This is a genomic window from Myxococcus sp. CA039A, assembly GCF_013336645.1.
In the GTDB taxonomy this organism is placed as follows: domain Bacteria; phylum Myxococcota; class Myxococcia; order Myxococcales; family Myxococcaceae; genus Myxococcus; species Myxococcus llanfairpwllgwyngyllgogerychwyrndrobwllllantysiliogogogochensis.
This window is the reverse complement of sequence record NZ_JABUMQ010000289.1, coordinates 1-14,672: the sequence shown is the minus strand read 5'-3', so window position 1 is coordinate 14,672 and position 14,672 is coordinate 1. Positions and strand designations below refer to the sequence as shown.

The 14,672-nt window shown below is 69.0% G+C and carries 13 protein-coding genes; 8 read left to right on the top strand and 5 right to left on the bottom strand.

Annotated features, from left to right (window positions below):
* The 5 genes from HR086_RS35815 to HR086_RS35795 all read left to right on the top strand — a co-directional run.
* Positions 1-303 (top strand): peptidoglycan-binding protein (locus tag HR086_RS35815; protein ID WP_174467864.1); only part of this gene is annotated, 303 nt, incomplete at its 5' end.
* A gap of 9 nt (positions 304-312) precedes the next feature.
* Positions 313-2,412 carry a hypothetical protein gene (locus tag HR086_RS35810; protein ID WP_174462661.1) on the top strand — a complete coding sequence of 700 codons (2,100 nt, stop codon included), beginning with the start codon at positions 313-315 and terminating at the stop codon, positions 2,410-2,412.
* On the top strand, positions 2,409-3,989 hold the full coding sequence (locus HR086_RS35805; protein ID WP_174467863.1) for a hypothetical protein: 1,581 nt from the start codon (positions 2,409-2,411) through the stop codon (positions 3,987-3,989). Before HR086_RS35810 ends, HR086_RS35805 begins: the two co-directional genes overlap by 4 nt.
* A 116-nt stretch (positions 3,990-4,105) precedes the next feature.
* On the top strand, positions 4,106-4,615 hold the full coding sequence (locus tag HR086_RS35800; RefSeq protein ID WP_174467862.1) for a cytochrome c-type biogenesis protein: 510 nt from the start codon (positions 4,106-4,108) through the stop codon (positions 4,613-4,615).
* A gap of 3 nt (positions 4,616-4,618) precedes the next feature.
* Entirely contained in the window at positions 4,619-5,593 is a 975-nt protein-coding gene (locus HR086_RS35795) for a tetratricopeptide repeat protein (RefSeq protein WP_141648029.1), read from the top strand.
* Positions 5,594-5,680: 87 nt separating this feature from the next.
* On the opposite strand, the gene HR086_RS35790 is transcribed toward HR086_RS35795, so the two are convergent.
* Positions 5,681-6,253 carry a tRNA-uridine aminocarboxypropyltransferase gene (locus HR086_RS35790; RefSeq protein ID WP_174462658.1) on the bottom strand — a complete coding sequence of 191 codons (573 nt, stop codon included), beginning with the start codon at positions 6,251-6,253 and terminating at the stop codon, positions 5,681-5,683.
* A gap of 404 nt (positions 6,254-6,657) precedes the next feature.
* Between HR086_RS35790 and HR086_RS35785 the strand changes: the two genes are divergently transcribed.
* The 3 genes from HR086_RS35785 (at position 6,658) to HR086_RS35775 (ending at position 9,859) form a co-directional block, all read left to right on the top strand.
* The gene (locus tag HR086_RS35785) at positions 6,658-7,311 is read left to right on the top strand and encodes a DUF6310 domain-containing protein (protein WP_306663469.1); all 654 of its coding nucleotides are present in this window, start codon (positions 6,658-6,660) and stop codon (positions 7,309-7,311) included.
* A gap of 1 nt (position 7,312) precedes the next feature.
* Positions 7,313-8,068, top strand: coding sequence for a DUF5953 family protein (locus HR086_RS35780; RefSeq protein WP_174467861.1), 756 nt, complete (start codon positions 7,313-7,315; stop codon positions 8,066-8,068).
* 111 nt (positions 8,069-8,179) lie between these two features.
* On the top strand, positions 8,180-9,859 hold the full coding sequence (locus tag HR086_RS35775) for a hypothetical protein (protein WP_174467860.1): 1,680 nt from the start codon (positions 8,180-8,182) through the stop codon (positions 9,857-9,859).
* A gap of 126 nt (positions 9,860-9,985) precedes the next feature.
* On the opposite strand, the gene HR086_RS35770 is transcribed toward HR086_RS35775, so the two are convergent.
* From HR086_RS35770 to yvcK, 4 genes are read right to left on the bottom strand one after another with little or no spacing between them, the layout of a single operon-like run.
* Positions 9,986-11,188, bottom strand: a complete 1,203-nt coding sequence (locus HR086_RS35770; protein ID WP_174467859.1) for a GNAT family N-acetyltransferase — start codon at positions 11,186-11,188, stop codon at positions 9,986-9,988.
* Positions 11,189-11,240: 52 nt separating this feature from the next.
* Positions 11,241-12,419 (bottom strand): DegT/DnrJ/EryC1/StrS family aminotransferase, encoded by a 1,179-nt coding sequence (locus HR086_RS35765; protein WP_371745776.1) that lies wholly within the window; start codon positions 12,417-12,419, stop codon positions 11,241-11,243.
* Positions 12,407-13,525 (bottom strand): GNAT family N-acetyltransferase, encoded by a 1,119-nt coding sequence (locus tag HR086_RS35760; RefSeq protein ID WP_174467858.1) that lies wholly within the window; start codon positions 13,523-13,525, stop codon positions 12,407-12,409. Before HR086_RS35760 ends, HR086_RS35765 begins: the two co-directional genes overlap by 13 nt.
* A gap of 35 nt (positions 13,526-13,560) precedes the next feature.
* Positions 13,561-14,652, bottom strand: coding sequence for a gluconeogenesis factor YvcK family protein (yvcK, locus tag HR086_RS35755; protein ID WP_141648023.1), 1,092 nt, complete (start codon positions 14,650-14,652; stop codon positions 13,561-13,563).
* Positions 14,653-14,672: the final 20 nt, after the last annotated feature.

Below are 14,672 nucleotides of genomic sequence, written 5' to 3'. Positions count from 1 at the left end.
CCCCGATATCCCCCGTCCATCGTCGCCAGCGACTTCATGGACACGCACGCCTCGGTGGAGCCCTCACCCGACCTGCTGAGCTGGGCGCTGCACCTCGAATCCCCCGCGACCTTCGACGCCGACGCGATGACGGCCGCCCAGGAACGACTGCACAACCTGGGCTTCCTCATCGAAGGCGAGCGCGGCGCTCCCGGGCCCCGCACTCGCGCCGCGGTGCGCGCCTTCCAGCGCCACCATGGACTCGCGGAAACAGGTCAGCTCGCGGACGTGCAACGCGAGCTGATTCGCCGTCACGACACGTGAGCCCCCGCCATGGCACGCCTCGCTCTCTCGGCCCATGTCGCGCTCACTCCCCCCAGTGGACGCAATCGCAACCGGCTTCGTCTCGCCAGCTTCGGCGTCACGGACTTCCGGCTCTCCATCCCCGGCGGCGCGACCTCCCGCTTCCATCGCCCGGGACTCCGCACACGCACCACCGAGGCTCCCGAAGATGACTTCCACTTCGTGCCCGAAGTGGAGCCCGCGGAGCTGACCTATCGGCTCTCCAATGACGCCCACCTCGTGCGCGTCGGTCGCCTGGAGCTGTTCACCCGCCACGCGAAGAAGCCCCTGTGGACCCGGGACCTGACCGCCGAGGAGCTCACGGGCGGCGAGCACCGCCTGCCTTGGGACGGCACCGTCACCGCGTGCGAGACCTTTCCCGATGGCGTCGTCACCGTGGAGCACTCGCCCTACAAGCTCAAGCTGACGCTCCAGGGCGCGGGCCTCGCGGAGTGCCCCGTCGCCTGGACGTACTTCCATGTCCTGGTGGATGGGATTGAGCTGGAGCTGGGTGACTCCCGCGTGCTCACGCGACAGAGGGACCGCGACGTGGCGACCACCCTCGGACGGCTTCCATCCGACGGAGAGCGGGCGGAGATTCGACTCGTCAGCAACCTCTTCAAGACACGCATCGAGGAGATGGGCGACGACACCGACTTCCGGCAATACCGCCGCGCGTGGGGCATGGGGCCGGATGTCCCCATCTTCGCCCGCGCGTGGCTCAAGGACTCACGGAACCGTCGCGTCGACGCTCCCCGCGCGCTCGGCAGGGTGCGCTTCCTCTGGGATTGGGAAGACGAGTCCGAGGACCTCACCCCGCACTCGCCCCTCGCACGCGCCTATCTGGAGCACGCGCTGGCGCGGCAATGCCAGACCTCACGCCCCAAGGGAGACAACGCGCACCGCGACGTGGGCGGCAAGCGCGGCCAGCCCTCCGCGACGGTCTTCCCTCGGCAGACCGGTTACACCCCGCAGGCCGAGCCCCGGGACGGAGCGTTCCCCTTCCGCGTCGTGCCGTGTTCGAAGCGCAAGTGGGCGGCGTACAGCCTGCCGTGGACCCGCGGCGCCTTCGCGGGGCGAACGGGTGTGGTGTTCCAGCCCTCACGCATCGCGGGTGACGCCTGGCGCGTGACGGTGCAGCTTGCCTACGACAAGCGGAAGGACGGCGGCGTCGTGCTGGACGTCGAGGACGAGGCTCCGCTCCCCGCCGCCATCCAGGCCCGCACCGGCATCTTCGAGTCCTGGCGCGAGGTCCACATCTCGCGCGTGCTGCGCAAGCACCCGAGCGTCTCCGGCGTCTGCATCGCCGACGTCCAGCAACGCTTCGCTCGCGCTTTTTTACGACTGGAAGACCGCAGCGGTGGCGTCACCATCATGGACGCGGACACCTACAACAAACGCATCGCCCGAGCTGTCGCGGCCCTGTCCCCGGAGGTCCGCGCCGCCATCGACCCCCTCGTGGACCAATACGCCGCGGGCCCGCATGCCCTCACTTTTCGCACCTACCCGAACTTTCTCGACGAAGTGAAGCGGCTGCGCGGAGGTGGGCGAGCCACCGCTTCTCGCTGGCTCGTTCCCGGCAAGATCGCGAGCACGGACAACAAGGAACACGCGTACCATCGTCTCTGTAAGGACTGGGCCAAGAGCATCCTCGTCACGGCTTTCGACGAGCCCACCGGTGGCACTCCCGGCATCGTGCTCCTGCAATTCAACGGCCTCTACAATCTCGAAACAGAACCTGGGGGCAGTCTCGTCAATGGATTCTCCCAGGAGTTTCCCTCGCAGGACCGCGCGCGCTGCGCCGTCGTGCAGTGCGGAACCGCGAGGAACTACAACGGCGGCGCCAACTCGCTCGTGCAGACCATCGCCCACGAGGTGGGCCATCAGCTCTTCCTTCCCCATGCCCCCTTCCCGGTCCACCGGGTGCCCACCGGCGCGATGACCGAACAGCATGACCAGGACGGGAGCGACTGTTTGATGGGTTACGACTTCTCCGTGGAGCGAAGGTTCTGTGGCATGTGCCTGCTACGACTCCGGGGCTGGAACAAACAGGCGCTGAGCAGCATCGGAAGTCGGAACGCCCGGCCATGAGCCCGATTCTCCTGTCCTGCCACACGCTCCTCGTCTCGCTGACGCTCGCGAGCGCGCCGCCCCGCCCCACCAAGAGTCCTTCCACGCAGCCTGGAGGTCCCTCCGTGCGCATCCAGTTCAACATGCCCAAGGAGCGCTTCACCGCCATCGAGGACCGCAGCCTGCGCCTCACCGTGCGCAACAACGGCCCATCTCCCGTGGAGCTGGCGGACCCCTTCCGGAACTCGGATGCCACGCTCACGTACACGCTGACGGGCCCCGAGTATCCCCAGGGTCGCAGCGCCAACGGGCGCGAGGTCACCCTGCGAAATCCAGACAACGCCGTCTCTCCCGACGCCGCCCCGCGCGTGAGGCTCGGCGTGGGCCAGGCGCTCGAGTCCGTGCTGGAGCTGCACGAGTGGCTTCCCGTCACCCGTCCCGGACGCTATCGCCTGGAGGCGCGACTGGAGCAGCCGGCGCTCTCGGTGGAGTCGGCGCCCGTCGAGTTCGACATCGTCGCGTCGACTTCGGGTCCCGCGTCCCTGGGCTTCGACGTGGCGGCCAGGTATCGCAGCAGCGTCTTCGCCACGTGGATCCAGGAGATTGAGGGCCGGCCGATGCTCGTCACGGGCGTCTATGCGGACGCGACGGATGACAGCGAGTGGGGCGTGCGGTGGCGTCCCGCGACCATCCTCGGCCCTGTCGAGCCCGGCTCCAGCGACGCCCTGGCGCCGTGGACCAACAACACACAGGGCGCGCCGTGTGTCGACTGGGTGGTCTGGCGCAAGGGCGCCTCGGTGATGGCCCTGGCGGAGCCCGCAACCACCGAGCATCCGTTTCGCATGGACCTGGAGGCGCCCCCCGAGTCCCTGGTGCGTCCGCCCCTCCAGACAGCCGCTGGTGAGCTGTTCATTCCCTTCATCGCCGCGGGCGGGAGGGAGCTTCGGCTCCTCCGCTTCCAGTCCACCCTCGATTCGACGGAGGTCACCCCCGGCCGCGAGGTGGGGCGCGTGCGGCTGCCAGGAAAACCCATCGCCTCGCGCGCCACCATCCAGCCCGACTCCCTGGGAGACGCCATCAGCGTGGTGCTCGTCGAGGACACGGCCGAAGGACTGGACCTGCACCACGTGCGCAGCCGCGCCGGAGGTGGGCTCACCCGCGTCGCCAGCACCCGCCTGCCTGGGCTCAGAGCGCTTCCCAGCTCGGAGCCCGGGCTGTGGATGGACCCGGCGGGCAGGCTGAACGTCGCGGTGCTCGCAGCGTCACTGAAGCACCCACGCCGGGCCATGCTCGCGCAGGTGCGCTACCGGGCGGATGGGAGGCTGGAGTCGCCCCCTCGGGTGAAGGCCTTGGCGGAGCTCCCCGCGGTACCTCGCGCGGCCATCGCCCGGCACCATCCGGAGGACCTGAGCAAGGGCGAGTTGTTCTGGGCCATCCTGCTGGTGGATGGGCGGATGGTGACCTCCTCCACGAAGAATGGAGGCCCGATAACGCCCCGTCATCCGGTGGCCCTGCCGCTCGAGCTCTATCCGGCCCGGGACACGTACGTGCTCACCGTGGACCCCGTGCTCGGACCTTCCTTCGAGCCCCTGCGCTGACACCGTGACGGATGCCCACCTACAGCCCGGGCGGCGGGGCGGGCGTCCGGCGCTCAGGTTTCACTGTCCAACACGGGCCCGGTAGAGCTAGGTAGAGACGGCTCCCGGGAGTTCCGATGACCGCCGCCCTGCTTTCCCTGACCCTTGCATTCGGCCTCATCACCGGCCAGTTCGCGCCCCAGCAGGCGGCGAGCGAGCCTCTCGCGCCCGAACTCGAGGTCCGCGTCCAGCAGCTCGGCAAGACGTTGCGCTGCGCGGTGTGCCAGGGCCTCTCCATCTCCGACAGCCCGTCCTCCATGGCGCGCGCGCAGCTCGACATGGTCCGCGAGCTGGTCTCCGAGGGGAAGAACGACCAGGAAGTCGTCGACTTCTTCGTGTCGCGTTACGGAGAGTGGGTGCTGCTGGAGCCCAAGGCGGAGGGCTTCAACTGGTTCGTCTGGCTGGGCCCCGTCGCGCTCCTCATGGTGGGCGGGTTCGTCATCTGGCGACAGGTCCAGCAAGGACCGCCCCCGCAGGCCACGGCGGCCACGCCGGGCACTCCTTCCGCCCCCACTCCGGGCACCCCTTCCGCGGCGGATGACGCCGACCCCTACCTCCAGGCCGTGCGCCGGGAGCTGGAGCGCTAAGCCATGCAGCAACAGCCGACCAACTGGTTGCCCGGTATCATCGTCCTCGCCGTGGCCTTCATCGCCGCCGCCGCGTGGCTGCTCTTCATGCGTCGCAAGGGCGCGCTCACCACGCCCGAGCCCAAGGACGGTGTGCTCGACGACCTGGGCCAGCGCGCGCAGTCGCTCATCGACCAGCTGCGCACCCTGGAGGCGGACAAGCACAACCTGGCCGCCGAGCAGTACGCCGCGGAGAAGTCCCGCCTGGAGCACGAGGCCGCCGCGGCCTTTCGCGCCAAGGACGAGCACCTCAAGCGCAAGGCGTCCAGTGGGGAGCCGCGCGCCCGGACGCAGCAGGCGCCCGCGCCCACTGGCTGGTCGGCGCGCAATCCGCAGTTGTCTGGCGCGCTGTGGGGCGCTGGCATCGTCCTGTTCTTCGGAGGACTGGGCTACCTGCTCGTCTCCGAGCAGCAGGCGCGCACCGACGGGCAGGAGGCCACCGGCCGCATGCCTCCGGGCGCCCCCGGGCAGGGTCAGGCGCCGCAGCAGGGCGGCATGGGCGCGCAGCAGCCGGAAGGCGCGGAGATGGAGGAGGCGCGCGCGCGGCTGGAGGCCAATCCGTTCGACCTGGACTCCGCTTCCATGCTCAGCCACGAGTTGATCCGTCGTCAGCAGTTCGACGAGGCCGCGACGGTGACGGCCAAGGGCCTGGCGGTGGACCCGTTCCATGTCGAGCTGCGCGTGCACCGGGGCGTGCTGCGCGCCACTCGAGGGGACATGGAGGGCGCCGAGGCGGAGCTGACCGAGCTGGTCAACACGTGGCCCGACGCGCAGGAGGCGCTCATCTTCCTGGGCAGCCTCGCGCTGCGCCGCGACGACAAGCTCAAGGCGCTGGAGCACTTCGAGCGGTTCTCCGTCGAGGTGCCGCGCAACATGCAGCCTCCGCAGCTCCTGCCCGCGATTGCCCAGCTGCGCTCCGAGGTGGCTGCGGTTCCGTGATGGGTCCGGGCTTCCACTCTGGAAGCCCGTGTGGTCCACACAGTTGTCGAGATGGGTCCGTGAGTGGGCGGGCCCTGTGCGACGGAGTCAGTTGAGCGTGCCGCACTCGGCGATGCGCTGAACTCGCAGCGCGGCCAGTCGCTCCAGCGCCGCCGCGGCCTCGGGTCCTTCCAGCATCGCCACCGCGCGGGCTATCGCGTCGAGGGTGGACATCCCGGACGGATGCGTGGGCTCGCGGAGCATGAGCATTCCGGACTCGGGCGGTGGGAGGACGAGTCTCGGAAGTGTCCGGAGAACGGGGATGCGTTGAGACATCCGCCGAGCCTGGGACCAGCTCCCGTCCAGCACCACGAGCTGTCGGGGCGCGGGGGCATCCGGCGGTGCGGAGGGACCGTCTGGGAAGAGCATCCAGGTGCCCGGCTCGGAGAGGACCGACGTGTCGAAGGACTCATCCGGCGCGCCGTAGGTGAGCAGCTTCGCGTTCGACAGCGCGAGCGCGGCCACCCGTCCGGTGTTGCTCTTCTTCCATGTCTCCACGATGTGCTGGAGCAGGACGATGCGGGTGCGCGTCGCAACCTGGGGAATCTCTGCGCACAGGCACAGGTGCTGCGGGAGGTTGCAGCGCTGACAACGGGGCCGACGAAAGACGGGGACAGACATCCTCCTGCATCCTGTTCCGCGAGCCCCTGGAAGAGAAGCGCTTGTTCTGATTCCGGTGGGGTGTTCACACCAGAGCAGGCAAGCTTTGCCCCGTGGGGCCCTGACTTGATTGAAAAGGACGTGGCGATGCGTTCCCGCACATGCAGCGCGCTCCTGCTCGTTCTCACAGCCTGCGCTACCGCCCCCCCATCCCAGAGGCGACTTCCGCTCGGAGCCCAAGGCTCGCGAACCTCCGGCGAGCGGCGACGCTTCCATGGAGCGATGAAGGCAGGTGCGTCGTCCAGGAGGCTGACCTCCCCTGGCCCATGGTGGTGGACCGGTGCTTTGATTCTCTCGACCATGAACGGATCCGGTTCAGGGATCCGACGGGAAGATGCGCTGTCGCCTCCGCTGGTGCGGTCGTCATGGGCGTGGGCGTCTGCATCCTGGCCGCACCTGAGATTCTGGTTGGAGCGGTGATCATCACGGGCGCGGTGGTCGTCGCCGTCGCCATCAAGGGGGTGTTGGATGCGTATGAGCTACGACACCCCTATCCCGATGAAACGGGCCACGCTCCTGAGACGAAGCCCCTGGCCGACACGGAGCACGCGCTACAGGAGCCCCAGGCGAAACCACGGCTTGAACCGGAGCCAGCGGCGCAGGACTGGCTACCGCCCCTACCGCCTGATCTCCCAGAGGGAGAGCGCAGCCGCAGGTGTGAGCCTCGACGGGTGAATCACCGTGGCGGCAATGACCCGCACAACCAATGCGCTGACAAGGTTCCGAACAACAGCTTCCCCGGATGGGATGTGTTCGTGAACGGCAAGAATTTCGACGCCCTGCAATTGGCCAGGCGCACGCTCTGGGAGGTCAAGACCGACAACTTCGACACGTACAGCGCCTTTCTCCAAGGTCGGGTGATCAAGGATCAGGTGGCGGAGATGCGGCTTGAGCGTGGCCTCGCGCTGGCCTGCCGGTTTGACTTCCGGGTGGGTGTGCGCAGCGAAGCACATCAGGAAGCGTTAGAAGAAGCGGCCCCGGACCTCAAGGGCTTTATCGTCGTCATGGACTGGTGCTGAGATGACAGCCAAGCGAGAAATGACCCTCATCGTCTATGCACCTGCGCTCATGGGTGACGACAACCGTCCTGTGACCGTGGTTCAGGGGATGGAGCGTGCATTCCCTGGTTTGCGCCTGGATTGGAAGGTCTCGGAAGACGGGTGCCCCATCGCATTGCCGCAACGCGACGCATGGCTCAAGGAAGAGGCAAAAGACGGGGGGTTCCCGCTCCTGTGCAACGGTGACGAAAGTTCCCCTGTGATGATTTCGGGGATGGAGATACCCGCGGGCCTCTCTCCAGGGGGGCACGCACAATTCGAGGTCCGTGCGGATCTGCCCCCAGACACAGCAGGGATTGTGTCGGCCGCGAATGTGCTAGCGGCGGTGGCGGAAAGCGCACGCGCGCATTGGGGACATGTCACACCATTCAGGGCAAGCCTGGACATCGCGCGCCAGACAAGGAATCGAGCAGACGACCTGGACCCGCCTCCCCGCGGCCTGCCGGTGATCGCGTCCCCGGGTGCCATGGGCTCGCCTGAGATTCCCCATCGCCTGGGTTGGCTGAACTATTGGTCGGCGGCTGCCGCACGCACCATCGGATTCCCGGACCCTTCCCGTGACGCGGAGCTGCTTTCACGGGCGCGGCCCACCGCGACGGGCGGCTGGGTTGTGCAGCTCACCGACGAGCCGCTCAATCTCGACAACCCCTCGCATCTCGACGCGCTGCTACGCGCCTATGAGCGCTTTCCGGTGATCGGCGGTCGCGCCACTTCCTGAGCCGTAGAGCGCACCCCCTCCCGCTGTTACTGGCTGAGCCGTTGCATTCGCGCCCTGTCACAGTGTTACATCGTGACCGCAGTGCAGCACCGTGACTGAAGAGGGGGAGACATGTCGACTCGTATCTCGAAGGACGCATCGCCCGTCGCGAATGTCGCGGCGGAGCAGGCCCGTCGTGCCGCGGAGGAAGCCGCGCGGCGTGCGGCGGAAGAAGCGGCCCGGCGCATGTTGGAAGAACTCACGAGGCTCGCCGCCCAGGCCGCGAGCCTGGACGCCAAGAAGCCCGACTCGTTCAAGACCGCGCAACCCCAGACGCGAGGCCCGGACCTCGCGACCGATGGAACCTCCGCACCCGGCACCTCGCTCGCGAGCGAGAACGCGAAGGACGGCCGGGTGAACTGCCTGGACGCGATCGCGGACTTCCTGTCGCTGGCGCCCGCCGTCATCCGCGCACGCTCGGAGGTCCTCTTCCTGAAGGACAGCCGCCCCGGCGCCGAGGGCACCACGGGCCACGTCGTCATCCGCCAGGGCAACAACATCTACGACCCCACGACGCGCGAATGGACCGCGTCGGAGACCTGGCTGAAGCAGCACCCCGAGTACTCCATCGCGGGCTCCGTGCCGGGGAGCACGGTGAACACGATTCTCTCCGCGCCCCCAGGCCCGGAGCGCGAGGCCGCGCTGGCGCGAGCGAACCTTCCACCGGAGATCGCGAACATGGTGGTGGCGGACACGGGCACCTCGCTCCCTGTCCCCGCCTGGCTCGAACAAGGCGGCCCTCCACCGTGGATGCACGGCGCCTGGCACCATCTGGACGCCACGGCCCAGGCGAGCGTCCTGAACGGCATCCGCGAGAACTGGAGCCAGCACGTCGAGGACATGGCCCCCGCGTGGATTCGCGACCCGTCCCTGTCACCTCCACCCCTGACGGAGGACTGGAGCGAGCTGTCGCCCGAAGAGCAGCGCGCGACGGCCGAAGAGCACTGGGCCACGCTGGTCGAGGAGGAGATGTCCCTCTACTTCGGGCCCCTGCCTGAAACCGGCGTGGCGGCGGAGACGCCTCTCATCGGCACCTCACGCGGGTGGCCCTGGGGCGAAGGCAGCGTCGGCGAGTGGGCCGCGAACCACTCCGCGGGACAAGACCCCATCGCCCAGTACCTGAACATCGGCGCCATCCTCAACGGCGAGGGCAAGGACTACACCCACGGCAACCTGTGCGGAGAGCTGTCCGCCCTCTCCGTCATGGGGATGGAGCTCGTGGACGGCCTCACCCGCTTCGCCAACCTCGGCTCCGATTACCGAGGCATCCTGAGCAACGGCGAGATGCTGACGAACTCCACCCACCTGGAGACCTTCCTGGCCAGCGAGGGCTGGAGAATCGTCGGTCAGCAGGCGGGCTCCGAGAACGACCCGACCATGACGGACCTGGACGGCAACTTCAGCGCCACCAACACGTACAACAACAACCACGCGCAGAACCCCACGCCCGAGGCCGCGCAACGCATCCTCGACGACGGCGGCGCATTGATGGTCCTCGTCAACATCGACGGCGCCGACAACGGAATGCTGGAGTCGGTGCGCACCTCGGACCAGGACATCACCCACTGGGTGAGCGTGGTCGACATCACCGAGAACGCCCAGGGACAGACGTACGTACGCGTCTACAATCCCTATCAGAACCGCGAGGAGGTCTACTCGTGGGCGGACTTCAAGGCGGCCTGGCAGAGCCCCAGTGAGTCGGGCTTCACGTACGTCGCCGCGATGCCGCCCGACGCAACCAGCACGCCCTGAGCGAAAGGCCGCGAGCGAAAGGGCGCGCGGCCATTCACGCCGCCGCCCTCTTCTGCTCGCATCGGACGCCCGCCTCCGGCCTCGCCCTACGCACGATGCCGGTCGCCTGGCCTCACCGCGACGTCCTCAATCCACCGCGGCACGGCGACGCCGGAACCGGCGCACCTTCTCCACCCACGTGCCCGGCATCACCTGCTTCGCCGCGTTGCGCCCCTTGCGCGCCAGCTCCTCCGCCCGGGTGAACCAGGCCCCCGCGCGCGTCCCGCTGTGCACGCGCACGGACACCGTGCGCCGCTGCTTCGACACCCAGTCGGACTTGTACGTCTCGGTGCCGCGCAGGAAGTCGTACTCGGTGAGCCCGGCCTCCATCGCGTCCTTGAACGTCTCGCCCACCAGCACCAGGCCCACGCTGCGGTTGCGCAACTCCGGGTCATACCCGGACTGGAAGTACACGAAGCGGTCCCCGTGCACGATGCCGTACACCGAAGCCACGGCCCGGCCGCCCACCTTCATCGTGTACAGCCGCAGCCGTCCCCGCTCCGCGAGCAATTGCGTCGCGTCCCGGTGGAACGACTCCACACCCGTGCCCTTGATGCCCTGCGAGCCACCGTCCTCCGCCCACCGCGCCGAGTGCAGCCGGAAGAAGTCCGTCATCGGCCCGGCCAGCTCACCCGGCGCCTCGGTGCGCTCGATGCGGTAGCCGTCCTGCTTCTCCAGCCACTTGCGCCGCCGCAGGTAGTTGTCACGCCGACCCGTGCGCTTGAGGAACGCGTCGAACGGCTCGCGCGGGTCCAACACGTCGTACGGACACACGTACCGCTCCGACAGCCGCACGTCCTGTCCGGAGAAGGCCGCGCGCAGCACGTCCACCGTGACGGAGTCCTCGCGCAGGTCCGTCAAATCCAGCACGTCCCACTCCTCGCGCAGCGCCACCAGCATCCGCGCGAAGGCCCCCGCCACCTCACGCTCCGCGCCCCGCCGGGCCACGACGTCCAGGTAGTCACTGCCCACGTGCGTCTCGCCCAGGAAGCCCAGGCGCCGCACCCGCGCACCCGTCACCCGACGCGTCTCCAACCCCAGCGGCAACAGCCCCACCAGCGTCCCCGCCGCGTCTCGCGCCGTCAGGACCAAGGGCCTCCGCCCCGGTTCGATGCGCCGGCACCACGGATACAACCACTCCCATGAATTGAAGGGCCCCGCGTGGCTCGAATCCAGCAGCGAATCCCACTCCGCGCGCATTCCCGCCAGCGCGGACAGACTGCCCACGGCGCTCACGTCCAGCCGCTGCGCGGCGCGCGGCCCCTGCCTCAGCTCGTCCTCGCGAATCACCGTCCCGCCTCCTCGGAGGGGAGAACCGCCCCTCCCATCCCCGCAGACCCACTCATCCCGCGCGCTTCTTCGACCGCTTCTCCGCTCGCACCGCGTCGCGCACCACCAGCGCCACGTCCGCCATCACCTCCGGCGACAGGTCCTGGTGACACGGAATCTCCACGATGCTGCGCCGCAACTGCGCCACCTCGGGGAACGCCCCCGCGTCGCACGCCGGATGGAAGCGCTTCCAGAAGTCGATGGCATCGATGCCCTTCGCCCTCAGCCGCGCGAGCACCTCCGCCTTCTCCTGCACCACCATCGGGAAGAAGAGTGGACACGCGCCGGGCGGCAACTGGTTGAACAGCGGCGGCACCACGTCCCGCAGCCGGCCCAGCAGGTAGAAGTAGTTGCGTCGCCGTTTCTCGACGATGGACTCCAAATCCTGCGCCAGGGCGATCCGCTTCGTCAGCGGGCTCATGCCCAGGTCCACATGCTTGCGGTCGAAGTGCTGCGTACCCGTGGCCACGCGCTCGATGCTCGCCGCCTTCACCGTGCCGTGCCCCAGCGTGCGGACGAAGCCCCGCAGCGTGCGCCCCGCCACCCCGCCGCGCAGCTCCAGATTCTGCAGCAGCGCGGACACCGTGTGACTGAAGGTCGACGCGGACGGCGGCGACGGAGGCTCCGGCAGGCTGTAGGAGCGCGGCCCGTTCACCACCAGCGCGCCACCGTTCGGCACGGGCAGCGTCTTGTAGAGACAGTAGATGCCCACGTCCCCCGTCGTCCCGAGCGGCACCGAGCCATCCGACGACAGGAGCGACAGCGCGCAGTCCTCAATCAGCACCAGCCCGTGCTGGTCCGCCAGCTTGCGCATCTCTTCCACCGGGCCCGGGAAGCCCGCGTAGTGCGTCAGGTACAGCGCCTTCGTCTTCGGACCGATGCGCCGCGCCACGTCCTCCAGGTCCACGTCCCACCGGCTGCCCACCCGGTAGAAGCGCGGCGTGGCGCCCGCGTCCACCAGCGCCTCCACCTCCACGCCATGGTGGTACGACGGCATCAGGACTTCGCCCTTGTCCAACCCCAGCATCTTCACCGTGAGCCACACGGCGTTGCGGGCGAAGTAGAAGTAGCGGACGTTGGGGGACGAGAACGGCGGCAGTGCTCCGGGCCGGGGCTTGGACAGCAACATGCCAGGCCACAGCGTGGGCAGGGACGGCACGAACATCTTGCCCGGGGGAGTCATCGCTTCCATTTCGCCACCACCTCTTTCACCGCCGGGCTCCACCGGAACTTGGCCGCGCACAGCGCCCGGCCGAAGGCGGAGTCGTTGAAGATGTAGAGCCACGTGTGGCGCCGGACCTGGTCGGTCCAGTCGCGCTTCCACACCATGTCCGGCCCCAGGAAATCGAACTCGCGCAGGCCCCGGTCGATGCAGGCCCCCACCACTTCCTCCATCAGGAGCTGGCCCGGGCTGCACTCGCGCAGCGCCTCGTCGTAGCCAGGCTTCAAGAGGAAGTAGCGCCCGCCGTCTTCCAGGCCGTAGTGGAAGGCCACCGGCCGGCCATCCAGCCGCAGGAAGTACAGCGCCAGCTTCTTGCGGTAGGCCGCGTCGCGCCCCAGCTCCGTGTAGAAGCCGCGCGTCGCCGCGTCCTGCGCCATGGCCGTGCCGCGCTCGCCCTTCCAGCCGCTCTGCTCCAGCAGGAAGCCGTCCTCCAGCGTCCGCTCCAAATCGAGCCCGCCCTCCACCCGCTCGAAGGTGACGCGGCCCTTCTCCTCCAGCTTGCGACGCCGACGCCGGCAGTTCGCCTTGAACTTCGCCTGGAGCGACGCCTGGTACTTCTCCCGCGTGGCGGGCAGCGGAATGTACGGAGACTGGAGCGACTCCCACGCGCCCACGGGCATGTCCGCGCTGCGGGCCGCCGCGTGCAGTCGCCACGCCGAGCCCCCATCCGGCACGTCCGTCAAACGCAGCACGTCCCACCCGCCCCGCCGTCGCAGGTGCGAGAGGAACAGGGCCGCGGCGACCTCCGGCTCGCGGGCCAGCAGGTCAAAGCGACACGAGTGCGCATTGGCCGCGCCGGAGAGCTGACGCACGGGCACGCCGTACAGCGTGGTGCGCTCCTCCCACATCGGCAGCGCCGCGCTCAACTGGCCGTCCGCGTCCCGCAGCGTCAGCACGCGCAGGCGCGCGCCGGGGGCGAAGTTGTCCAGCCAGATGCGCAGGAACTCGTGCCGGTAGAACACCTCGCCGGACGTCGCCTCCACCAGCGCGTTCCACTCCGACTCCAGGGCCATGAAGGCCGCACGGTCGTCGACTTCGACGACGCGCGGCCCGGGGTTGCTCAGGGTTGCTTCCATGTTCGGGCGCCCAAGGTGGTGATGGGAAGGCGTGGCTACAAGCCGCTGCGCGCCATCTTCAACAGGCAGGCGGCGACCTTGCGGCTGTCGTGTCGGATCCTCGACCCATCCTTGAGGAGGTCGGCCCGCACCGGCACCACCCCCGCGGCGATGAGCTCGCGAGTGTCCACGTCGACGGGGAACGAGCCCCGCCGCCCGTACCGCCGCATGGCGTCCGGCGCCGGCAGCGTGCCGTTCACCAGCACCGCGTCCAGCACGGGGCCCACGTGCTCTCGCACCGCCTGCACGTGGTCCAGGCACGACATGCCGTCCGTCTCCCCCGGCTGCGTCATCAGGTTGGCCACCATGACCTTGAGCGCGCGCGTCTCCTTCAGCGCCTGGGCCACGCCGTCCACCAGCAGATTGGGCAAGAGGCTCGAGTACAGCGAGCCCGGGCCAATCGCCACCAGGTCCGCGGTGTAGATGGCCTCCAGCAGGCCCTCCACCGGAGGCGGCGAGCGCGGGCTGAGCGTCACCTTGCGCACCCTCCCCTGCGCCCGGCAGATGTTGCGCTCGCCGACGACCTCCGTGTCGTCATGCATCTGCGCCACCAGTTGCACGGAGGCCAGCGTGGACGGCAGCACCGTGCCGCGCGCGCCCAGCAGCTCGCCGGACATGCGCACCGCCTCCATGAAGTCGCCCTTGAGCTCCGCCAGCGCGGCGATGAGCAGGTTGCCCACCGCGTGACCGGCCAGTCCGCGCGCCCCACCGAAGCGGAACTGGAACACTTCCTTCAGCGCGCTGCGCCCTCCGGCCAGCGCCACCAGGCAATTTCGGATGTCACCCGGAGGCAGCGCGCCGTGCAGCCTGCGCAGGCGGCCAGAGCTGCCCCCGTCGTCGCTCATCGCCACCACGGCGGTGATGTCCACGCCCGGGTCGCCCGGCTTGGGCGCCGAGCGCTTCGCCAGGCCGCGCAGCACCATGGGAAGCCCCGTGCCGCCGCCAATGGCGACGATGCGCGTGGGCCGCTGCAAGTGCGGCTGCATCAGCTCGTTGCGGTCCGTCTCCCGTTCACGCTCACGCTCCCTGCGAGCACGGGCCTCCTCCCACGACTCCGGGAGCTGCGAATCCATGTCCATCCCCACCATGACCCAACCCCCATCCACGA